The 22,328-nt window shown below is 55.9% G+C and carries 23 protein-coding genes; 10 read left to right on the top strand and 13 right to left on the bottom strand.

Annotation, left to right across the window (positions count from 1 at the left end):
• Positions 1–67 precede the first annotated feature (67 nt).
• Complete coding sequence (gene serB / locus ACOSDM_RS16040) at positions 68–973, top strand: phosphoserine phosphatase SerB (protein WP_420725564.1); 906 nt, start codon at positions 68–70, stop codon at positions 971–973.
• Here the strand turns inward: serB and ACOSDM_RS16035 are convergent.
• The 3 genes from ACOSDM_RS16035 to ACOSDM_RS16025 all read right to left on the bottom strand — a co-directional run bounded on the left by ACOSDM_RS16035 (position 946) and on the right by ACOSDM_RS16025 (position 4,074).
• Positions 946–1,245, bottom strand: a complete 300-nt coding sequence (locus ACOSDM_RS16035) for a hypothetical protein (protein WP_420725563.1) — start codon at positions 1,243–1,245, stop codon at positions 946–948. The two genes, serB and ACOSDM_RS16035, sit on opposite strands and share 28 nt — an antisense overlap.
• Before the next feature lie 88 nt (positions 1,246–1,333).
• Positions 1,334–1,951 (bottom strand): sortase domain-bontaining protein, encoded by a 618-nt coding sequence (locus ACOSDM_RS16030; protein WP_420725562.1) that lies wholly within the window; start codon positions 1,949–1,951, stop codon positions 1,334–1,336.
• Positions 1,948–4,074 (bottom strand): marine proteobacterial sortase target protein, encoded by a 2,127-nt coding sequence (locus tag ACOSDM_RS16025; protein WP_420725561.1) that lies wholly within the window; start codon positions 4,072–4,074, stop codon positions 1,948–1,950. Before ACOSDM_RS16025 ends, ACOSDM_RS16030 begins: the two co-directional genes overlap by 4 nt.
• Positions 4,075–4,325: 251 nt before the next feature.
• Here ACOSDM_RS16025 and ACOSDM_RS16020 point away from each other — a divergent pair, with 251 nt between their 5' ends.
• The 5 genes from ACOSDM_RS16020 (at position 4,326) to ACOSDM_RS16000 (ending at position 8,459) form a co-directional block, all read left to right on the top strand.
• Positions 4,326–5,534: a pyridoxal phosphate-dependent aminotransferase gene (locus tag ACOSDM_RS16020; RefSeq protein WP_420725560.1), complete on the top strand. Its 1,209-nt coding sequence runs from the start codon at positions 4,326–4,328 to the stop codon at positions 5,532–5,534.
• Positions 5,535–5,548: 14 nt separating this feature from the next.
• Positions 5,549–6,304 (top strand): dimethylsulfonioproprionate lyase family protein, encoded by a 756-nt coding sequence (locus ACOSDM_RS16015; RefSeq protein WP_420725559.1) that lies wholly within the window; start codon positions 5,549–5,551, stop codon positions 6,302–6,304.
• Positions 6,305–6,307: 3 nt separating this feature from the next.
• Complete coding sequence (locus tag ACOSDM_RS16010) at positions 6,308–7,078, top strand: 2-keto-4-pentenoate hydratase (protein WP_420725558.1); 771 nt, start codon at positions 6,308–6,310, stop codon at positions 7,076–7,078.
• Positions 7,079–7,174: 96 nt separating this feature from the next.
• Positions 7,175–7,333, top strand: a complete 159-nt coding sequence (locus ACOSDM_RS16005; protein ID WP_420725557.1) for a YqaE/Pmp3 family membrane protein — start codon at positions 7,175–7,177, stop codon at positions 7,331–7,333.
• Positions 7,334–7,337: 4 nt separating this feature from the next.
• Positions 7,338–8,459, top strand: a complete 1,122-nt coding sequence (locus tag ACOSDM_RS16000) for an alanine racemase (protein WP_420725556.1) — start codon at positions 7,338–7,340, stop codon at positions 8,457–8,459.
• Between the two features lie 129 nt (positions 8,460–8,588).
• Here ACOSDM_RS16000 and ACOSDM_RS15995 read toward each other — a convergent pair whose 3' ends face one another.
• From ACOSDM_RS15995 to ftsE, 5 genes are all read right to left on the bottom strand, one after another.
• Positions 8,589–10,874 carry an adenosylcobalamin-dependent ribonucleoside-diphosphate reductase gene (locus ACOSDM_RS15995; RefSeq protein ID WP_420725555.1) on the bottom strand — a complete coding sequence of 762 codons (2,286 nt, stop codon included), beginning with the start codon at positions 10,872–10,874 and terminating at the stop codon, positions 8,589–8,591.
• 249 nt (positions 10,875–11,123) lie between these two features.
• Positions 11,124–11,846: a lysophospholipid acyltransferase family protein gene (locus ACOSDM_RS15990; RefSeq protein ID WP_420725554.1), complete on the bottom strand. Its 723-nt coding sequence runs from the start codon at positions 11,844–11,846 to the stop codon at positions 11,124–11,126.
• Positions 11,843–12,475: a YdcF family protein gene (locus ACOSDM_RS15985; RefSeq protein ID WP_420725553.1), complete on the bottom strand. Its 633-nt coding sequence runs from the start codon at positions 12,473–12,475 to the stop codon at positions 11,843–11,845. The genes ACOSDM_RS15990 and ACOSDM_RS15985 overlap by 4 nt, the downstream gene beginning before the upstream one ends.
• Positions 12,476–12,486: 11 nt before the next feature.
• A complete protein-coding gene (locus tag ACOSDM_RS15980) occupies positions 12,487–13,389 on the bottom strand; it encodes a cell division protein FtsX (protein ID WP_420725552.1) in 903 nt (300 codons plus the stop codon).
• Entirely contained in the window at positions 13,382–14,062 is a 681-nt protein-coding gene (gene ftsE, locus ACOSDM_RS15975; RefSeq protein WP_420725551.1) for a cell division ATP-binding protein FtsE, read from the bottom strand. Before ftsE ends, ACOSDM_RS15980 begins: the two co-directional genes overlap by 8 nt.
• A 217-nt stretch (positions 14,063–14,279) precedes the next feature.
• Between ftsE and ACOSDM_RS15970 the strand changes: the two genes are divergently transcribed.
• Together ACOSDM_RS15970 and ACOSDM_RS15965 are read left to right on the top strand one after the other, a co-directional pair.
• Entirely contained in the window at positions 14,280–15,221 is a 942-nt protein-coding gene (locus ACOSDM_RS15970; protein ID WP_420725550.1) for an MJ0042-type zinc finger domain-containing protein, read from the top strand.
• A 2-nt stretch (positions 15,222–15,223) separates the two neighbouring features.
• Positions 15,224–15,667 carry a VOC family protein gene (locus tag ACOSDM_RS15965; RefSeq protein ID WP_420725549.1) on the top strand — a complete coding sequence of 148 codons (444 nt, stop codon included), beginning with the start codon at positions 15,224–15,226 and terminating at the stop codon, positions 15,665–15,667.
• On the opposite strand, the gene ACOSDM_RS15960 is transcribed toward ACOSDM_RS15965, so the two are convergent.
• Complete coding sequence (locus ACOSDM_RS15960) at positions 15,664–16,185, bottom strand: acyloxyacyl hydrolase (protein WP_420725548.1); 522 nt, start codon at positions 16,183–16,185, stop codon at positions 15,664–15,666. The genes ACOSDM_RS15965 and ACOSDM_RS15960 overlap by 4 nt on opposite strands.
• A gap of 312 nt (positions 16,186–16,497) precedes the next feature.
• On the opposite strand from ACOSDM_RS15960, the gene rpmB reads away from it, so the two are divergent.
• Positions 16,498–16,791 (top strand): 50S ribosomal protein L28, encoded by a 294-nt coding sequence (rpmB, locus tag ACOSDM_RS15955; protein WP_420725547.1) that lies wholly within the window; start codon positions 16,498–16,500, stop codon positions 16,789–16,791.
• A gap of 71 nt (positions 16,792–16,862) precedes the next feature.
• On the opposite strand, the gene queG is transcribed toward rpmB, so the two are convergent.
• The 4 genes from queG to ACOSDM_RS15935 form a co-directional block, all read right to left on the bottom strand.
• Positions 16,863–17,987, bottom strand: coding sequence for a tRNA epoxyqueuosine(34) reductase QueG (queG, locus tag ACOSDM_RS15950; RefSeq protein WP_420725546.1), 1,125 nt, complete (start codon positions 17,985–17,987; stop codon positions 16,863–16,865).
• A gap of 26 nt (positions 17,988–18,013) precedes the next feature.
• Entirely contained in the window at positions 18,014–19,141 is a 1,128-nt protein-coding gene (tgt, locus tag ACOSDM_RS15945; protein ID WP_420725545.1) for a tRNA guanosine(34) transglycosylase Tgt, read from the bottom strand.
• 292 nt (positions 19,142–19,433) lie between these two features.
• On the bottom strand, positions 19,434–20,492 hold the full coding sequence (gene queA / locus ACOSDM_RS15940) for a tRNA preQ1(34) S-adenosylmethionine ribosyltransferase-isomerase QueA (protein WP_420725544.1): 1,059 nt from the start codon (positions 20,490–20,492) through the stop codon (positions 19,434–19,436).
• Between the two features lie 7 nt (positions 20,493–20,499).
• Complete coding sequence (locus ACOSDM_RS15935) at positions 20,500–21,081, bottom strand: queuosine precursor transporter (protein WP_420725543.1); 582 nt, start codon at positions 21,079–21,081, stop codon at positions 20,500–20,502.
• Positions 21,082–21,392: 311 nt separating this feature from the next.
• Between ACOSDM_RS15935 and ACOSDM_RS15930 the strand changes: the two genes are divergently transcribed.
• Complete coding sequence (locus ACOSDM_RS15930; protein ID WP_420725542.1) at positions 21,393–22,328, top strand: hypothetical protein; 936 nt, start codon at positions 21,393–21,395, stop codon at positions 22,326–22,328.

Raw genomic sequence — 22,328 nt, 5'->3', positions numbered from 1 at the left:
GAAATCCGCCAGCGTCATGAATTTGTCGCTTGCGGGAATGGGCCACCTCGGGTATCGCGACTCCCCTATGCAAAACGTCATCACATTGGTTGCAAACCGCAATCGCACCGCTCTCAGTGAAGATCATTTGACCGCCGCGCGCACCGCTGCACGGCGCGCAGGGGCTGTGCCTTCCACGGACACCAAAACCCTGGCACGGGGTTGGGCTGCGGAGTTTATCGCGGATGGTGCCACGCAACTGGCATTGATCGCCGCGTTGGAAGATGCCCCAGGTCTGGACGGTATAGATCGTGCGGTCCAAGCCCCGGAAGGCCGCCGCAAACAAGTCCTTGTCTCAGATATGGACTCAACAATGATCCAAAATGAAACCCTGGATACATTGGCGACCGCGCTGGGATTTGGTGATGCGGTTATGGCGATCACGGCAAGATCGATGGCGGGGGAGCTTGATTTCATTGAGAGCCTGCGCGCCCGCGTCGCCCTGTTGAAAGGCTATCAGGCTACCGAGTCGATGGCTGTTGTGATGGATCAGATTCTCCACACAAACGGGGCGGAACGTGCCGTCAAGACAATGGTGGCAAATGGCGCGCTATGTGCCCTGGTATCGGGCGGCTTCACCTTTACGACCGAAGTGGTGCATGCCCAGCTGGGCTTTCAGGAACATGCCGCCAATACTTTGGAAATTGGCGATGATGGCTGTTTCACCGGCAATCTGACCGGCAAAATTGTTGGGCGGGCAACGAAGTTGGAAATCCTGGATGAAATGTGCATCCGCCAGGCCGTGCCCCGCAGCGGCGCAGCGGCGATTGGCGATGGTGCAAATGATCTGGATATGTTGACCGCGGCCGGGCTGGGCATCGGCTTTTTCCCAAAGCCCATCGTTCGGGAACAGACCCGCGTGCGCATTGAACATACAGACATGACGGCCCTGTTATTTTATCAAGGCTACAGCGAAGACGAATTCGCCATCTGAAGCGGTAAAATCCGCGCGGGCTGGGCAATGGGAACGGGCATGGCATGCACCAGATGTGTGCGCGCAGCCTCCAGACCCATAATTTTCACGGTCAAGGCCACATGGTGCAAATAACCACGATGGGCGGTGCAACTTTCCCCATGGCCACACCCGCCGCCTTCAGGACATTCCCAAGCAACAACAAGTTTACGGGCACGGGCCCAGTCGCCTTTCAACAAGGCCCCTTCCACCATTCGTAAACTTAATGTGCAATGCGGTGACATTCTGCCCATTTTTGTGCTCCCTTTGCATCACCGGCGGCTGATGTCATAAAAATGACAGCGATTTATTAACAAATCGTAATCGGTTTCGCGAGGCTTGTCATTTCTCTCGCTGTGCGAGTATCACATATCGTAGGGGCCCACCCGCCTGAACCGCATCGAAGGGCCAGCAGGTGACAAGGGCGATATACTGACCCGGACTTCCCAATGGCACCTGCAAATGGTCCTTATGCTGCACGGACGCGTCAATCACGCGATATTGCGCCACTGACTGATCGGCCTTTTCCCATAAAACCGGGTCGCCCGATTGCAGATCCTGCAGCATCAGAAAATGGGTATCACGATGCCCGAAAAAGGCCGGAACGTCGGCTCCTGGTGTCAGGGTTGGACCGAAGGCCATCGCCCGGGGTGATGCTCCGGCCAGGGCGATCCTGTCCCGCCCCAGACTTGGGAAATGCAGTTTCGCAATTGGCTGAGTATCGGCCCAGGGCCAGGGCTTTACCGCATCGCCTGTCTGTCCGTCCTGCACCGCCGCCCAGGCCCGCTGGATCAGGATCGGGGCCAGCCACGCCTTTACCAGGATCACTGCAGACTGCCCCACCTGCCAGACCCCAAACCCGGCCAGGATAATGGCCAGCACCAACAAAGGCCGATTGCGTCGGGGGGATTGGGAGTTTTTGGCGTGCTTGCCGTCGTCTTGCGCCGCAACAACCCTCATTTCCGCGCCCCAAAGCGACGCCTGCGGCTGATCAACAACAGCACAATCGAGCCTGCAATCAGCCCCACGCCGATCAGAATCATCCCCTGCCATCCGGTTGCCCCTGCAGGCCCGGCAAGGGACGCCATCACCATGCCGGCGGGCAGATTATTGGGCATATCACGTTGCCGCAGGTCTTCCGATTCAGGACGGCGAACCGGACGATCCACCGCGACAAAGCTGGTATAGGCAGTTGCCAATCGATGCGGAAGGGCAATATCCACAACAGCAAGACGCCCTTCCTCCGGACCAATCGCGCCCCGGCGAATATCATCCTCAATCGATTCAACCTTGGTTCTGGCCCATAATTTCGCGATCCCTTTGGCGGGGCGCAGATCTGCGCGGGTCAGGTGAACCACCATATCGTCCAGTGCCATTTTGCCGGTAAATGTCAGGTCCCCACCCCAGTTTTCCATCGCAATTGGCACAATCAGCGCGCGGGCGCCATACAGATCAGGCAACCTGTCTGGATAAACCTCCATCCGGGCAGCAGGATCTGCCGTCACGTCCAAATCAATCGCAACCGGTGTTTCGATTCGTTTATAGAATTCCGCCATTTTCGGGGCTGCCTCAGACACATTGGCTATGTTTAGGGTTTCACCCGCGCCCAATTGAGCGGATTTGCGCATGAACCATCCATTTGGCGCAGAGCCGAGGGAAACCGTAAACAAACGAGCATTGCCCAGATTGGCTTCGATCATCTGAAACAATTCGTCTTCATTGCCGACCAGGCCATCGGTCAGAAACACGATCTGGCGCAAAGCAGTTTGATCGGTGCGGCCTTCAACGGCATGTCCAGACGCCAGCGCAGATCGAAGCGGGGGCATCATTTCCGTCCCCCCATCGGCTTTCAGGCCCGCGACAAAGCCAATCGCCTTTTGGATGCGCGCCGGTGTCGCCGGTTCTGTTTGACCAAACAGGCGCTGAAAGCTGGAATCAAACTCTATAACATCAAACCGATCCTTGGGGCCCAGCGCCGCCAATGCCTGGATAAGCGCGGCGCTGGCCGCCTCCATCGACTCCCCTTCCATGGAACCCGACGTATCGATCACGAATGTGACGTCGCGGGGACGCTCCAATTGCTTGGCCTGATCTGATCGGGGCGGCTGAATCATGGCCAGCAGGTAATCCACCGCGCCGATCCGTTCATGGAACAACATCGCACCCGGCATATCATTGCGCTGGGTGCGCCAGCGCAAAACGATGTCACGATCCGCAGGTTCTGCTTCCAATCGCAGGCCGATTTTGTACTTTTCCCCCTCGCGGGTCACAACCAAATCATGGCTTGGACTTTCCAACGTCGCCAGCTCGGCCCCGGCGTCCAACGTAACCTGCAATCCTGTTGGGTTTGACTGGCGCTGTTCATCAATCGGGAAACCAAGGCGTGCGGCATCCGCCATCTGACGGTCAATCTCCGCTTTAACCTGCGGGATTTCCAGGGCCGACAGTTTCATATCCGGTATATACCGGGGGGCAGTCACCAGCGGCATGCGAAACTCAAACAAATCGCCATCCCGGTCGACCGTCGACTGAAACTCCAACGTGACGGAGATCATTTCCCCCGGACCGATATTTGCCAGAGAAAGCATGAATTGATTGGGGCGGTTCTCATCCAGCAGGGCCGCGGTCTGACCCGCCGCCTTTGCTGCATCATACTCCTTTTTGGCGGTGCTGCGCTCTCGAATCTCCCCTTCAACGACGCGATCGTTGACGCGAATGGTCAGGCGATCAACCGCAGCCTTATCGGGCAAAGGAAAGCGATAGCGGCCTTCGACCCAATCCGTGCTGTCATTTCGGAACAATTGAATGACTGTTCCCCGCGCAACGATGGCGGCAATATCCAACTGCACCGATTGCGCCAGTCTGGGGGCTGAGGCAAAGGGGGCCTCGGACTGGCCCATTGGCCGCAGATACAGACCGTCATTCTGCACCTCCGCCGCGCTGGCTGCGCTGGTCATCGCCAGAACCGACGATATCAGCACCGTCAGAAACGTGATCAGGGCGATTGCGCCGATCAGATACCGATCCCGTCTGGCCTGACGATAGGATTGGCTTGTACGATGGGAAAAGAGCTGCACCTTCATAGTCCCAGTCTCCTCGATTGAGTTAATCTGGAGCGTATCCTGCAGGGCAATCACGGCAGGCTGGGGCTGGTATCGCGGCAAGCTAAAGGTTGTTTTGCGGCGGAACTGTGGCCTGCCTGTACGTTTACGCAACAGTTCGGGTCTATTCGCATGAATTTTGGCCGGAACGGCGTTGCAGCATCCGGTCGTTCGGCGTAGGTTTCGCCCATTCGCGCACAACATGATTTCAATGCTTAGGAGCTAGCAGGACCATGGCCTTTCTTGCCGATCGATTGAAGCGAATTAAGCCCTCCCCGACCGTTGCTGTGACCGCAATGGCGAACGAATTGAAAGCGCAGGGCGTCGATGTTATCGGCCTTGGCGCGGGGGAACCTGATTTCGACACCCCGGAACACATCAAAAAAGCCGCCTATGACGCCATCGCTTCGGGTAAGACCAAATACGGCCCGCCCCCAGGCATCCCACAATTGCGTGAGGCGATTGCCCGCAAGTTGAAGCGCGATAACGGTCTGGATTACGATATCTCGCAGATCACGGTTGGAACCGGCGGTAAGCAGACAATTTTCAACGCGTTCATGGCGACCGTGAATGCCGGTGATGAGGTCCTGGTCCCGGCCCCATTCTGGGTCAGCTACACCGATATCGTGGCCCTGATGGAAGGGGAGCCGGTTCTGATCGATTGCCCAGCAGAGGCGAATTTCAAGCTGCAACCGGACCAGTTGCGCAAGGCGATCAACCCGAAGACCAAATGGTTGATGTTAAACAGCCCGTCTAACCCGACAGGTTCAGCCTATACACGCGCGGAATTGAAAGCCCTGGCAGATGTCCTGATGGAGCCTGCCTGCCAGCATGTCCATGTCATGACCGACGATATGTATGAATTCATCGTCTATGACGGTTTTGAATTCTCCACCATCGCGCAGGTCGAACCAAAGCTGAAAGAACGCACCTTGACGCTGAACGGCCTGTCCAAGGCCTATTGCATGACCGGGTGGCGCCTGGGCTATGCAGCGGGCAATGCGGACCTGATCAAGGCTATGAATATGCTGAATTCCCAATCCACCACCTCGCCTACGACATTCGTGCAATGGGCCGGTGTTGCCGCATTGGATGGGGACCATGGCTTTATCGAAAAGCACAATGCCATATTCAAGGATCGCCGTGATCTGGTCGTGGGCATGCTGAATCAGGCATCGGGAATCACCTGTGCCACACCGGAAGGCGCATTTTATGTCTATCCATCCTGCGAGGGTGTGATCGGGCGCAAAACGCCATCGGGCAAAGTGCTGGAAACCGACCAGGACTTCGTCACCTATCTGTTGGAAGACAAGGGCGTGGCAACGGTGCAGGGCGCGGCGTTTGGCCTGTCCCCTTATTTCCGCATTTCCTATGCCACATCCACGGAAGCCCTGGAGGAAGCCTGCCGACGCATTCAGGCCGCATGCGGCCAGTTGAGCTGAGGTAATATTCACAAATGAGTCAATCCGACGATACGCCGGACACGACCGCGCTGCGCTTTGCCGACGTGGTGATAGAGGAATTACGGGTCCGGGCGCGGGAGGATATAACGCTCCTTCCGTTCCTGGCCCCGTTGATTCGCGGCGCGCGGGACGGATTTGTTGCACAACCAGCGACGAACCCTGCGCCCGCCCCGCCAGCTTTTCAGCCCAGTCTGGATAATTTTTCGGGATCGGAGGCATTGCGCCAGGCCGTTCAGGATACCGCGCCCCTGTGTCATTGGCGCGATGTTGTATCCGCGCATCCTGATGTTGATCCCGCCTTATCCGGCGGAATGCATGCTGCCCATATTTTTGGTGAATTGGGCATTCTTGGCATGCCTGGCATGCGCGCGGGCTTGTTCACCCTGGCCCCCAATATCGATTATCCGCTGCACAGTCATGGTGCCGCAGAGCTTTATTTTTGTCTCTCCGGCACGCTGACGCTGCGTCATGGCGTGAATGGTGCGCCTTTTTCACTCAATGGCGGTGACTATTCGATCACTCCGATAGAGCGCGTTCATGCGCTTTCCACCGAGTCTGAACCCGTTTTGCTGTTTTTTGCATGGGTGGGTGCGCTGGGGGCACCAATTTATTGGTGGCATCAGGCTAAAACCGGTATATGGGAGCGTGTCGAGTGGTCACGTGACTCAACGGGCGTCTGGAACCGAGGCAAGGCACAGCCGGTCGATCAGGACATGTTGGCCCAACAAACTTTAAGTGAGAAAGAGTAATCCATGAACAGCTCCATTGGCAGGGCTCTGGCCTCTGCGCGGCTGGACGGGACAAAGCTTGCGGCTGACCCTGGCCCGACCCCGAAAAGCCTGACGCAGGCCTATGAAATCCAGGACGAGATGATCGAGACGATCAGCGTGCCTGTGGTCGGATGGAAAATCGGGGCTAACAGTCCCGAGGCCCGCGCCCGACTGAATACGGATCAACCCTTGTATGGTCCTCTATTCGATCGCTGGACCTATGCTGCGCCGACCCGGATACCGACCCCGAATGGCGCCTTGATGGTTGTCGAGGTGGAAATCGCCTTCCGATTGAAGCGCGATCTGGAACTGCGCGACGAAGCATTCAGTGAACAGGATGTCGCGGATGCCATAGGATCCGTCCATCCCGCCATTGAAATCGTGGACCGTCGCTTTCGCGATACGGGCAAGCCGGTGGATGCGAAATGGTTGATCGCCGATGGCGCGGCAAACCATGCCTTTATCTATGGCGAAGGCCGCACAGATTGGCGCGCATTGAACCTGCCAGAGCTTGCCGTATCGGTCGCGATGGATGGTAAGGTTATGGGCACGGGGACAGGCGCTGAATCCATGGGCGGCCCGCTGAAGGCCCTACATTGGCTGGCGGAAGAATTGCGCCAGAAGGGCAAACGGTTGAATGCCGGGAACTATATTATCACCGGCTCTTTGGCCCCCGTCTTTGAAGGCAAACGAGGTGTCCCGATTATTGGCGACTTTGGGGCATTGGGTCAGGTTGAAATCGTCCTGGCCTAAGGCTGATCCCGCAAGGGTCATTCTGCCAACGACACTGGTAATTTGAAGTGAAAGACAGTACCGTCTGGTCGAATCGAAACCAAGGAAGACAGCATCATGGACATAGTTCGCATTATCATCGCCCTGTTTCTGCCTCCCGTTGCGGCATTCCTGACGGTGGGTCTGGGCCTGCAATTCTGGCTTAACCTTATTCTGACATGCTTCTTTTTTCTGCCAGGCTCGATCCATGCGCTGTGGCTTGTTGTGAAGAAATAGTAGTGTGACCGTGACTTCAATCGCGGCACTGGAAACACCCTGCCTTCTGTTGGATCAGGCGAAGCTGGCGGACAATATCGCGCGCATGACTCAATCGGTCACCCGATTGGGCGTGCAATTGCGACCGCATCTGAAAACCGCCAAATCCGCGAAAGTGGGCGTGCTGGCAACGCAGGATCACAAATTTGGCATCACGGTGTCTACTCTGCGGGAGGCTGAATATTTCGCCGATCATGGATTTAAGGATATCACCTATGCGGTGGGGCTTGCGCCGGGCAAGCTGGACCGTGCCGCAGCCCTGATCGCGCGCGGCGTTGATTTAAAGGTCCTAGCCGATACGGTCGATGCGGCCCGGGCGATTGCTGATCACGGTGCAGCGTTCAAGCTGCTTGTTGAAATTGATTGTGGTGACGGGCGGGCCGGGGTGTCTGCCACCGGGCAAACGTTGCTGGAAATAGCCGACTGCCTGTCTGGGTCCAAAGCGGCCCGGTTGGATGGGGTTTTGACCCATGCCGGTCATTCCTATGGCGTCAATGACATCCCAAAAATCCAACAGATTGCAGAAGATGAACGCCAGGCCGTGGTTCATGCCGCAGAACGTTTGCGCACCGCCGGGCATGCCGTAAACACCGTCAGCGCCGGATCCACCCCGACTGCCTTGTTCAGCCAGGATGCGACCGGGCTGACCGAATATCGCGCAGGGGTCTATGTCTTCTTTGATCTGGACCAGCAATCGCGCGGTGTTTGTCAAACCCAGGATCTAGCCCTTAGCGTTCTGGCAACGGTTATCGGGCATAACCGGGAATCCAGCAAAATTCTGCTGGATGCCGGGGGCCTTGCCCTGTCAAAGGATATCGGTGCCAACGCCTTCCGTCCTGAAGTCCGCTACGGAGCCGTGGTGGCCGTGGATGGCCCGGCCCTGGACGATGTTTATGTGACCTCTGTCAGTCAGGAACATGGGCATGTGAAGGTTACGGATCCGGCCCTGTTTGATCGGTTGCCGGTGGGCAGTCAGGTGCGGGTTCTACCCAACCATGTCTGTATGACCGCCGCCGCCTATCCCGTCTACAATGTGACGGATGGGGAGACGGTCTTTGACCAATGGGACCGCTGTAACGGTTGGTAAGGTGATTAGAGCATCATGCGTTCGCATGAGCGCACACATGACACTCTAACCACTTGTTTCTTTAGCAAATGCGTCGTCGCAAACGATTCCGTTTGCTCGGGATTTGCTCTAAAGACCAGTCTGAACCGGTTAGCCGCAGCGGGACCAGCCACAGCTTTCGCAGGTGTCACAGCCTTCCTGATGCACCAGGCTGGGCTGACCACAGCGCGGGCATTGCGCGCCGCCCCTGTCTGTTGATCCATGGGCCCGCTTGGTGCCTCTTGCGGGTCGCGTGATCTCCCCATCCTCATCACTGCCCAGAAAGCCGATGGCGATCATATGACGCTCAATCACTTCCCCAATGGCAGCCAGGATGGAAGGGACATAGCGCCCCTCTACCCAATAGCCACCGCGCGGATCGAAAACCGCCTTTAACTCTTCCACCACGAAGGCAACATCGCCGCCCCGCCGGAACACCGCACTGATCATCCGCGTTAAGGCGACGGTCCAGGCGTAATGTTCCATATTCTTGGAATTGATAAAGACCTCGAACGGGCGGCGTCGACCCGACGATTCGATCACATCATTGATGGTGATATAGGTCGCATGATCGCTTTCCGGCCAGCGCAACTTATAGGTCTGCCCCTCTAACGCGCCGGGACGGTCCAGGGGTTGGGACATGTAAACCACATCCCCTTCTGCCTGCGCTGTCTGCGGCACGGGGGCAGCGTCCGCAGGCGGGGTCGCCTCAACACTGAGTACTGATCCAGTGACCTCATTGGGGCGATAGGTTGTGCATCCCTTGCATCCCAGGGCATAGGCGCGGGCATAGACATCCTTGAAGGCCTGAAAGGAAATTTCAGCAGGCAGATTAATGGTCTTGGATATCGAACTGTCGATAAACCGCTGCGCGACGGCCTGGATTGCCAGGTGATCCTCCGGCTGCAGGGCCTGTGCGTCGACGAAATAGTCCGGCAACTCACTCTCTGCACCGAACAAGTCCCGATACAGGCGATAGGCATAGTCCACAACCTCGTGACTTTCCCGACTGCCATCGGGTGCAAGGACCTTGCGATGGGCGCGAAAGGAAAAGGCAGGCTCGATCCCCGATGACACATTCTCCGCCACCAGGGAAATCGTGCCGGTCGGCGCGATGGACGTGACCAGCGCATTCCGGATACCATAGCGCCCGATATCCTTGCGAATATCCTCTGGCAATTCCGCGATGCTTTCCCCGGCCAGATAGGGTTCCGCCTGAAACAATGGGAATGCACCCTTTTCCCCCGCCAGATCAATTGAGGCGCGATAGGCTGCATCGCGCAGGCTGGCCAACCATTGTTCCGTTAATTTCAAGGAATCCGCACTGCCATAGCGCGTGCGGCACATCATCAGGGCATCTGCCAGACCGGTCACGCCCAGGCCAATACGCCGTTTCGCCATCGCTTCCTGCCGTTGCGCATCCATTGGAAAACGCGACAGGTCGATCACATTATCCATCATCCGAACCGCGATGGTCGCCAGTTCCGCCAAAGCATTCACATCCAGATGCGCCGCTTCCGTAAACGGTTGTTGGATCAAACGCGCCAGGTTAATCGACCCCAGCAGGCACGCGCCATAGGGGGGCAAAGGCTGCTCTCCACAGGGATTGGTCGCCTGAATCGTCTCACAATAATGCAGATTGTTGCGGGCATTGATACGATCGATGAAAATGACGCCAGGCTCCGCATGGTCATAGGTGGACCGCATGATCTTGTCCCACAGATCCCGCGCCTTAACAGTCCGGATCACAGCGCCACCGAATACAAGATCCCAGGGCCCATCGGCGGCAACGGCCTCCATAAAGGCATCACTGGCCAGAACCGACATGTTGAAATTGGTCAGCTTCCCAGCCGTGCGCTTGGCAGCGATAAATTCCTCAACATCAGGATGATCGCACCGCATCGTCGCCATCATGGCGCCCCGGCGATAACCGGCGCTCATAATCGTGCGACACATAGAATCCCAGACTTCCATAAAAGACACCGGACCCGACGCATCGGACCCGACGCCTTTAACCAATGCCCCCCGCGGGCGCAGCGTGGAAAAATCATAACCGATCCCGCCGCCATGCTGCAGCGTCACCGCCGCTTCTTTCAGATGGTCAAAAATGCCGACCATATTGTCTGGAATCGTGCCCATCACGAAGCAGTTGAACAGCGTTACCTCACGTTCGGTCCCGGCCCCGGCCAGAATCCGCCCGGCGGGCAGAAACTTAAAATCTGCCATCGCTTCATAGAAGCGCGGCTCCCATATCGAAGGGTCTTTTTCCACTGACGCCAAGGCCTTAGCCACCCGATGCCAGGTATCCTGTAACGTTTTGTCCACAGGCGTCCCATCCGGCTTTTTCAGCCGGTATTTCATATCCCAGATACGCTTGGAAAAAGTACTAAATTCCAAATGGTTATCCTCGTTTGGATCGTTCTGAGATTGGTGTGAAATTGGCTACAGGCATTTCCAATTTCCGCCTAACTATCAGATATATAATGACTTTTTTATTATAACGCGCAAATGCGATTCAAGTCAATCGATGTTCTGTTTTTGTTTGATGACAGTCAATTCAAGAGATCTTGGGCGATAATTTGGATAAGATTTTGAAATCAAAGAAGTTCGGGCAATTCATGCTGCCCTGTGAAACACTCCACAAAGTTATCCACAGGTTTCTTCACCGATCCGTTTGCACTCTGATTCTATTACATTTTCCAGCCTGTCCATAAAGCTTTGCCGGTCAAGACCAGGCGGTATGGCAGGCAGGATGGAAACAGTGATCGTGCCCGCCCGCTTCAGGAAACTGTTGCGCCGCCAGCGCATCCCCGAATCCAGCGCAATCGGGATCACCGGAACATTCAACGCGCGATACAGGGCATAAACGCCCGGGTGATAGGGCGCGGTCACCCCCGGCGCAACGCGTGTCCCCTGTGGATAGATAACGACCGAATAGCCATCTTTGATGACGGCGCGCCCCTGCAGCACCATGCTGCGCATAGCCGAAGCCCCGGCGGCGCGATCAACGGCGATCATGCGCATTTTGGAAAGATACCAGCCAAAGAACGGAACTGATTTCAGTTCCTGCTTTAGGACAAAGACCGGCTTTGGCAGAATATGGCTGAACGCCATCGTTTCCCAGGCCGATTGATGTTTGGACGCATAAATCGCAGGGCCGTCGGCCAGAGCCGCCCCTTCGGCATAAACCACCCGATATTTTATCCCGGCAAACAGCCAGGCACAGGCCACACCATAAAATATCCAGAACCGAAAGAACGGTCGCCCGATCCATTCAGGCAACAGGATCAAGGGCAGATAAAGAAATCCGATAACAATCGTTCCGCCGTAAAAAGCAAATCCAAACAACAGCGACCGCAAAACCGTCATAGTCTCTCCTCCGGGCCGAGCACCAATTCCCGAAGGGTTTGACGAATCCAGACCAGAATAAATTTCGTATATTCTCCCGCGATCAGGGCTGCCGTGCCTGGATAGCGGTACCACCTTTCATGTTTCACATGATCAGGGGAAACGGGATGCGGAACAATCTTAATTCCCGGCATCACAGCGCGAAATTCCAGCAAACTGCGCGGCATATGATAGCCAGCCGTCACCAGTCGAATAGAATGAATTCCAGCCTCCTTAACCCAGGCGGCCGTTTCCTGGGCATTGCCATCGGTGTCCACCGCGTCATGCCCTAAAATGATGCAACATTGCAGTCGATCCGGCGCGCGCTTTTGAATGCGCAGCAATTCTGCGACATCCACGCCACGATGCACCCCGGACACGAACAATCTGTCAGCCGCCTTTGCCTCCAACAGTTCGATGCCCGCCTCCAGCCGCAGCGTGCCGCCGGTCAACACAACAATGGCATCTGTCTTTTCCGATAGGGGAGCCGGGGTTTCCGGGATCGTGCTGGCAAAAACGACAAAGCCCAGCGCCCAGCCCGTCGCCAGCACTGCGACAAGTAGCAATCCAATTGGGTAGCGCCGCTTTCGGCTGTCCCTTCGTCGTGCCATCGCGCGGCCTCCTAGACCATCCGCGCCAGCGCCCGCATCACTGTGATGCGCGCCGCAATCATCGCGATCAGGGCTGTCGCCAACGGCAACAGGGCCAAAACAGCCCAATCCAATGGCGCCAGCACCGCAACCCCCGGCAATACGGCCCCGGTTGATGCCGCCCCCTGGCCCAGCCCGATGACAGTCAGGGCCGTGGCAAAGACCCCAAACAATCCGCCTTTAAGGCCAGCCTTCATTGCCTCCCGGGCAAACTGGCTGGCGACATAACCGTCCCGTGCACCAAACAGATGCAGCAATTCAATGGTTTGACGATGGGCCAACAATCCTCCCCGCGTGGCAAAAATCACCATGATCAAACCCGCCGCCGTGACAATCGCGACCAGCACCGCCGATACCAGTCTCAACGCGCCCAGAAACGCCACCAGACGTTCCTGCCATTGCCCATGATCATCAATCAGCACACCAGGTGCAACTGCATCCAATCGGCGCCTTAAATCACGCAAATCAAGATCTGACGCAATCAGACCGCCTTGCAATTCAACGGCAATCAAGGATGGAAGCGGTAAATCACGCGGGTCAATATTTTGACCCAGCCAAGGTTCCAATAGACGGCGCATCTCTTCCGTGGCCAGGGCCTTCGCCGATGACACACCCTTGGTACCGCGCAGAACGTTCAGCGCCGCCTCAACCTTTTGGGTCTGGACATCCGGGGACAGCGCTTCATCCGAAGGGGGAGGGATCTGGATGGTCAGTGACCCAGTCAACCCCGCTTCCCATCGATCCGCAAAGGCCGATAGAACAAACGCCCCGGCCAGCGCCAGCCCGGCAATGTAAACCATAACAGCCACAATCCAGGGCATCAGACGAGAGGCCGGATCCTGATTGAACGGAATATCGGTCTTACGTTTAGCCATCGTAAACCGGGTCCTCTCCTACGCGGCTTAGAATGCCATCTTCCAGATGCAGGACGGGATGTCTGAACTTTTCAATCAAGGCACGGTTATGGGTCGCGATCACGACGGTTGTTCCCTGGCGATGCAATTCCTGCAACAGGAATAACAGCCGCACTGCATAGGCATCATCCACATTCCCCGTGGGTTCGTCGGCCAACAGCAATTGCGGCCGCGTCACAACGGCCCGCGCAATGGCGGCGCGTTGCTGTTGCCCGCCAGACAGGGTCGCAGGCCGGGCATGGGCCTGATCATTCAACCCGACCCAGGCCAGTAACTCCCCGACATGCTTGCGAATCATGCCCTCGGACGCCCCCTTGATCTTCAGCGGCAGGGCAACATTTTCGAACGTGGTCAAATGGCCCAGCAGTCGGAAATCCTGATACACAACACCTATTTGGCGACGCAAGGCGGGCAGATCGGCCCGGGGAATCGTCGACAAATCACGATTGAAAATGTCGATCAGGCCACGACTGGGGCGATGGGCCAGATACATCAGCCGCATCAAGGACGATTTGCCTGCACCACTGGCCCCCGTCAGAAAATGAAAGGAGCCTGGGGGCAACTCAAACGTCACGTCGCGCAGGACCTCAGGGCCGGTCCCGTATCGCATGCCAACATTTTCAAACCGAATCACGCCGGTTGTTCCATTTACCATGATTAGACAAGTGAATCTGGGGTCTTGTGACCCCGCGCACAATGGCACGCGTCGCAGGTCTTGGCAAAGCCGGGCCATGCCCATATCCGGCTTAAAATTGACGCCGCTGAAACCGCTGGTAAAGTTGCGCGAATCGCCAAAATCTGCGATGACAATTTGACTATCCTGGTTTTCCTATGAAAGCGGCGCGGTCCTTATGATTCTGACATGCCCCAATTGCAGCACTAAGTTCCGTGTCAAAGATGACGCGATTGGGCCAACGGGTCGCAAGGTAAAATGCCGGAATTGTGCAAATGTCTGGCATGCCATGCCAGAAGGAATGGAAGAGCCTGCCCCCGCCCCATCGTCCACGCCACCTTCCAGCCAGCGCCCTGCACCCACGCCAGTAGAACAGCCCGAATTTGTGGCTCCTGCGGACCGAATGGAGGAAGATTTCGCGCCGCCCCCCGCCGCCGCCGCACCGCTGCGATCGCCCGCGCCCAATAGCATGTCGGCCAATGATATGAATTCACCGCCGGATGGCATGGACCCGCCGCCGATTGCACCGGATGGAGATTTCGTGCTGCGTCAGCGCCAGCCCAAGGTGGAAAAGAAAAGTCCCGTCATGGCCTGGGTGATTTTACTGATTCTGCTGATCGCCACCGGGGCCGTCGGTTTCTTCTTCCGCGATGGCATTGTCGCCGCCTATCCCCCCATCGCCAGAGTCTATTCCTGGGTAGGACTGGACGCCAATCTGCTGATCAATGGTCTGATTCCAGAGGCCGATGACGCCAAGGCCATCCAGACCGAAGACGGCATTCGACTGGTCTTTACCGGTAAGATCACATCGAAATTGTCAGAGCGCGTGGATATTCCCCTGCTGCGGGGATCTTTAGTGGATACCAACCAGCAGGAACTGCATGTTTGGACCTTCACTGCGGACAAGCCTGATATCCTGCCAGGGGAAACGGTTTCTTTCACGACAGAGGTTGTTAATCCGCCGCCGGGTGTGACCAATGCGAATTTCACGCTGCTGCCCAACACCGAAAGCGCGATTGATGACGGTCCTACCGGAATGAATGCTGATGACCCTTCCAAGACTATGGACAGCGAAAGTCATGGAACAGACTCTCACAGCACCGAAACAAACAGCAATTAGAAATGCAGCCTCCCCCCTTTCATGTTAAGCAGATAGATCACATTGTTTTACGGATTGCTGACCTAGGGAAATCCTTGCGGTTTTATCGCGATAGCCTGGGGTGCACGCTGGAAAAGGAACAGCCTGATATCGGCCTGTTCCAATTGCGGGCGGGCGACAGCCTGATCGATTTGATTCCGTTAAACGGTCAATTAGGGGCTGCAGGCGGCGTGGGTCCTGGAAAAGAAGGGCACAATGTCGACCATTTTTGCTTGCGGATCGATCCCTTTGATCCAGAGACCCTGTGTGCTCACTTGCAAGCCGTCGGCATTCCCGCACGACAGCAAGATATTGCATCCCGCTATGGTGCAGACGGTCAAGGCCCTTCGCTATACATCACGGACCCAGACGGGACTGTCGTGGAGCTAAAGGGCCCCCCAGACCGGATTACCAACCCGGTTGATTAGTCGCCAAACAGACTGGTCAAAGGATAGGAATAGTGCAGATTGATGACTTCGGTGCCGGGGTTGTTTTCATCCAGTCCCGCATTCGACAGATGATACAGGCTGAGGCCAAGACGGGAGCGATCATCGAATCGATAGGCAAATTCAATCGCAGACCGGAACTCAACCGGATATCCCAGATCCTTGCCGTCGCCATCATGATACAGGCCCGGCGCAAAGGATGGGGTGATCACAAAGCGACGCCCCATGAACAAATCCAACCGAATCCCCGCATATCCATAAAACGCCGTATCACTGGTCGCCATTACGCCGACGAAGGGATTAAAGACCCACCATTTCGAACCTGAAATATACTCCAGATGAAACTCGGCCGCGCTGTGGTCGTCATTGATATCGTAATAGCCAGATCCAAATCGAATAAAGGACGGTTCTTTATCTGTGTCTTGCGCCATAGAAGGCGACATAGACACACTATAGACAGCCGCGAAAATCGCGAAAATCAGGCTAACACGTGAAAACACGGCTCTTCCCCCAACACACCACTTGATCTTTGAGCTCTCTCGAGCGTCGAGACTATGCCCCAACATTTTGAAAAACTCACGAAAAATGCGCAAATGTGCCAATCAGACGCATTTTATGTAGCCAAAGCGCAACAAGACCTTAAAACCGGCGCGAAAGGCTTGACGACCAGGGGTCCGATACCCTAAATGCACCGGCTTTCCTGGATGGAGACATCCCAAGGGGGCTTATAAGCAAGCAATAACGCGGAAGAAAGCCTGCCGCCGAAAGAAGAGCGGGTGGAACTTCTGAAATGACTGGAAAGGACTAAAGCCATGTCTCGTCGGTGCGATATTTCCGGCACAGGCGTGATGAGCGGTAACAACGTTTCTCACGCTATGAACCACAGCCGTCGGCGCTTTTTGCCGAACCTGCAAGTTGTCCGCCTGCAAAGCGATATCCTGGGCGAGCGCATTCGCATGCGCCTGACCACCCGTGCCATGCGCACGGTGGATAAAAAGGGCGGTATCGATGAATTCCTGCTGAACACGCCGGCCCGCAAGCTGACGGATGAAGCCAAGAAGCTGAAGCGCCGCATTGTGAAGCGCCAGGCCGCCATCGCCAAATAAGGCGAAGGGTGCCGCGCAAATAGCGTGTGCTAGAGTATCAGGCCCGCCCCTTTAACAGGGGCGGGCCTTTTCTATTCGATTGCCCATTCCGCCAGAACGTCAGGGTCGGTTTCCGGTTCCATTCGCTCAGACTTTAAACGCTGAAACTCTGTCGTCGATAATTGGCTCAAGGCCCAAACTGCCGCCCCCCGCACAATCGGATTAGGATCAGCCAGCAGGCCAATCACAGCAGGCACCAATGTATCATTCCCGCTATTGCCCGCCGCGATCAGCACATTGCGCAAAAACCGGTCCCGCCCGATGCGCTTAACCGGTGACCCTGAAAAGCAGGCCCGGAACGTCGCATCATCCAGACCCAGATACGTCGCCAATGTCGCCCCTTGAACCGTCTCGCGGGGCAGGAACCACGTCTCCTGGCTGGGGGTGGCAAATTTATTCCAGGGGCAGACCGCCAGGCAGTCATCACAGCCATAGATCCGATTGCCCATCGCCTTGCGGAATTCCACCGGGATGGGCCCCTTATGCTCAATCGTCAGATAGCTGATGCAGCGCGTCGCATCCAGGGTATAGGGCGCGGGGAAGGCCTGTGTCGGGCAGATGTCCAGACAGCGCCGACACCCGCCGCAATGATCCCCCTGCGCTTCATCTGCGACCAGATCCAGGGTGGTATAAATCTCCCCCAGAAACAGCCAAGACCCATAATCGCGGGACACCAGATTGGTATGTTTACCCTGCCAGCCAACACCAGACAGCGCGGCCAGCGGCTTTTCCATCACCGGGGCGGTATCGACAAAGACCTTAACATCCCCGCCATACTGACCAACGATCCAGCGTGCCACCTGCTTCAGGCGTTTTTTGATCAGATCGTGATAATCACGGTTGCGGGCATAGCAGGAGATATTGGCAAGGTCCGGTTGCTCCAGCATCGCCATTGGGTCTTCTTCCGGCCCATAATTCATCGCCAGAACAATCACGCTGCGCACATCGGGCCACAACCCTTTGGGCGACCGCCGCCGGTCCAGATGATCACCCATCCAAGCCATATCCCCATTCTGCCCGCTGTCCACAAAGGCCTGCAACCGCCCCTGCTCCCGCTCGCCCATCGCGGCGGGCCCAAACCCCACAGCCTGAAACCCGGCCTCCAGCGCCTGGGAGCGGATAGCTTGTTTTACTTCATCTGATTGGACGACTTGCATAGCGGCAGAGTATCGAGTTTTACAGCCTAACGCACTGGGATATCCCCAACCGCCCGTTCCGCATGGAATGCTGCCTCAAAATCCTGGAACCGAGCGGCTTCAATCGCACCCCGCATGCCGGCCATCAATTGCTGGTAATAGGCCAGATTGTGCCAGGTCAGCAGCATGGGCCCCAACAATTCCTGCGCCTTGATCAAGTGATGCAGATAGGCGCGGCTGTACTTGGTGCAGGCGGGACAGGGGCATTCCTCGTCCAGGGGTCTTGGATCATCGGCATGGCGGGCATTCTTTAAATTGACCGTACCGCGCCTAGTGAAGGCCTGGGCATTGCGGCCCGACCGGGTGGGCAGGACGCAATCAAACATATCAATGCCGCGCTTTACCGCGCCCACCAGATCGTCGGGCTTTCCAACCCCCATCAAATAACGCGGGCGATCCCCCGGCAGGGCGGGCGTCGTGTAATCCAGAGTGGAAAACATCAACTCCTGCCCTTCGCCCACGGCCAGACCGCCCACCGCATAGCCGTCAAATCCAATATCGGTCAGCGCCGCGATGGAACGATGGCGCAGAGTTTCATAGATCCCACCCTGGACAATCCCAAACAGGCCATAGCCAGGCCGCGCCTTAAACGCTGCCTTGGATCGCGCCGCCCAGCGCATGGAAAGCTCCATGGAGGCAGCAGCAACATCCTCTTCTGCCGGGAAAGGTGTGCATTCATCAAACGCCATGGTGATATCGGCATCCAGTTGATGCTGGATCAGCATGGAACTTTCCGGCGACAGGTTTTGATAGCTGCCATCAATATGACTGCGGAACCGCACGCCCTGTTCCGTGATCTTGCGCAAGGCCGCCAGGGACATGACCTGATAGCCCCCAGAATCCGTCAGGATCGGACCGGGCCAATTCATGAATTTATGCAGGCCGCCCAGGGCCTCCACCCGCTCTGCGCCCGGCCGCAGCATCAGGTGATAGGTATTGCCCAGCACGATTTCCGCACCGGTCGCCGCCACCGATTCCGGCATCATCGCCTTCACGGTGCCAGCCGTGCCAACGGGCATGAAGGCCGGTGTTTCGATGGATCCATGCGCCGTTTGAACCCGCCCACGCCGCGCGCCGCCATCGGTTCCCATCAGGGTAAATCCAAACTCAGTCATATCGATGCCTTTCAAAATTCAAACCTGTAATGCGCCCTTTTCCGAACGCCGCCCCAAGAGAGCGTCACCCCGGACGTGATCCTGGGGCCGGAGCATCACGCCCCCATCTCACCCGTCGCCCTGGATTCCCGCCTGCGCGGGAATGACACAAATCGTCACCCCGGACTTGATCCGGGGTCCAGAGCATCACGCACCCATCTCACCCATCGCCCTGGATTCCCGCCTGCGCGGGAATGACACCGAACCGTCACCCCGGACTTGATCCGGGGTCCAGAGCATCACGCACCCATCTTCATCCCTCAACAGGAACGCAGTCCAACAGGCTGCTGTCGCCATAGGAATAGAATCGATAGCCATTGGATATCGCATGCGCATAGGCCGCCTGCATCCGGTCCAACCCCGAAAAGGCACTGACCAGCATGAACAGGGTCGAGCGTGGAAGATGGAAATTTGTCATCAGGCGGTCCACCGCGCGGAAGCGATAGCCGGGCGTGATGAATATGTCGGTCTCTCCCTCAAACGCCGATAGGGTTCCATCTGAGGCAGCGGCGCTTTCCAGCGTGCGCATCGGCGTTGTCCCCACCGCCACGATCCGCCCCCCAGACGCTTTATGGGCGTTCAGGCGCGACGCCGCTTCAGGGGAGAGTTGCGCCCACTCACTGTGCATGGGATGGTCGTCGGTATCTTCCACCTTCACCGGCAGAAAGGTTCCCGCCCCGACATGCAGCGTCAGGCGCACAATGGGAATCCCTTTGGCGTCCAATCGCTGCAGCAAGGTTGGGGTGAAATGCAGGCTGGCCGTCGGGGCGGCGACCGCCCCTTCCCGCTCCGCAAACAGCGTCTGATAGCGGTCGCGGTCTTTCGCATCGGTATCGCGGTCCGGTGTCCGGGACCGTTTGATATAGGGTGGCAGCGGCATCGTTCCGCGCTGCCACAACGCTTCTCGCAGGGCCGCCCCCTGACAATTGAACCGCAGGGTGATTTGCCCATCCGGGCGTTTATCCTGCACCACAGCCGTCAGGCTATCATTGAAGACGATTTGGTCCTGCAGCTTTAGTTTCTTACCGGGTCGCGCAAAGGCATCCCAAAGATCGCTGGCACGCTCCTTGATCAACGTCACTTCGATTCCTGCCGTTCCACGCTGTCCAAACAGGCGGGTGGGCAGAACCTTGGTGTCGTTTACGACCAGCAGATCCTGAGGCTGCAACAGGTCGGGCAGGTCTGAAACACGTTGATCTGCGAAGGCCCCGGACCCGGGCACAAGCAACAGTTTGGCAGAGTCTCTGGGCTCTGCCGGGCTTTGCGCGACGCACCGGTCCGGGAGTTCGAAATCGAAAAGATCAACTTTCATCGCTGGATCAGACGGCCATGCCGCCCTTTTCTGCAGGGGCAGGCAGCAGGGTCATCAAGGCCCGGAAAACAGGCAGCAACAGCGTCGCCATTGCCACCTTGATAACGAAATCCCCCAATGCCCAGGTCTGCCAGGGCAGGCCGGTCCCCATGAAGGCAATGGAGAAAAACAGTGCCGTATCCAGGGCTGACCCTACCAGAGTGGACAGGAACGGGGCCTTCCACCAGGTCCCCTGACGCAACTTGTCAAAAACAAAGACGTCCAGCATCTGCGCCACCAGGAAGGCGGACCCGGAGGCCAGGGCGATGCGCATATCCGCCAGGATCAGGGACAGCAGAACCCCAAAGCAGAACCCGACCAGAATCACCCTGCGGGCCGCCGCCGCGCCCAGCAGGCGATTGGTCGTATCTGTGACCAGAAAGGCGATGGGATAGGTGACCGCGCCATAGGTGACCCAGTCGGCGACATTAAAGCTGCCGATCATGGCCTGAACGGGAAATTGAACCAGAATGTTGGACGCCAGGATGATCACACCCATGGCAATGATAGCGGGCAACAGCCGCGCAAAAGACGACGCATCCATTTTCATGGCAATCACTCCTTTTCGTGCTGGGCGCATCAGGGTCTTATCGCCGCCGAAGGGCCGCCCCAGCGGAGAACATAGCCCCGCCCCCAGCATCCGCTGAATGCGCGGGTGATAAGCCCTTGTGCTTTCGCGGTCAAGAAAAGAGCGAAGAAACATCATTTGACTAACCTATCCAAAGGCGACTCGACTATTTTAGATGAACTCGGCATCATTACTCTCATTTGCTGACTAATGTCTAAAATGAAGAAAAAGTTGACCTAACGATTTCTATTTTGATAAAAATGGCTCCTCCAGAACCAGAGACAGTAGAATAAATGGAAGATTTAGAAACAAAGTTGAATAAAATATCAATATTGGAACAAAAATGTCGAGAAATTCTACTATACGACTTTGTCCGATCCAAAATTTTAGAAAAAGATGGTCACCACGATGCATTTTGCTCCTTACTCGATTTCTTAGGTGATTCGAATCAGTCTCTTGAAACAGTTACCACAAAGAACAAGAGAAAATCTTATGATCCATACGTATTGCTTTATTTCTTACTACAAACTTGCTTTTCTAGAGTCATATCATTGAGACATGTTCTAAATTTGTTTGATTTATATTATCGAGATATTAAATTAGAAAACAATTTTATTGAGGCTCGAGACTGCGTTATAGGTCACCCAACTCATAGTAATAAAATACCGCACGTTGTTATTAGAAGTATGCTTGATACAGAATCGTTTTCTTATGTGTCGTATAAAGGGAAAACGACAATTAAAAGTGAAACGCTATACTATGAAAATTTAATTCATGATCATTTAGAAAAACTGACGATTGGCTTGAATAGGATCTATAACTATTTTGCTGAATTTGAAAATAAAAGACGAAAAGTTCTGCGCGAAGACCCCTTCTATAAAAAACTAGTGGGAGTTGAATACCTTGCTAGCAAAATTTATCCTTCCTACGATGTAGAACATCACATTTTATGCAGAACACATGTCGAGTTACTAAGAAATACACTATCATCAGTTAAACATGACTTTGACTCCCGCCTAAGAAAAAATGCAAAACATGTAAAAATACAATCCATAATTGATTGTTTAAATTTCATCGATTCTATTTCGCCTATAAATAACGAAGTTGATTATAATCGATTTGATATTTTATCTGATGGAATTCGAATAAACGTGAAAAATATTCTTGATACAGCTACAGAGTTTGAAAAAACTGAATCTGAAGATATCCCATTACAAGTTTTGAAGTAA

The organism is Hwanghaeella sp. LZ110, assembly GCF_048892525.1.
Taxonomy (GTDB): Bacteria; Pseudomonadota; Alphaproteobacteria; order UBA8366; family Aestuariispiraceae; genus Pacificispira.
This window is presented reverse-complemented; position numbering and strand designations above follow the sequence as displayed.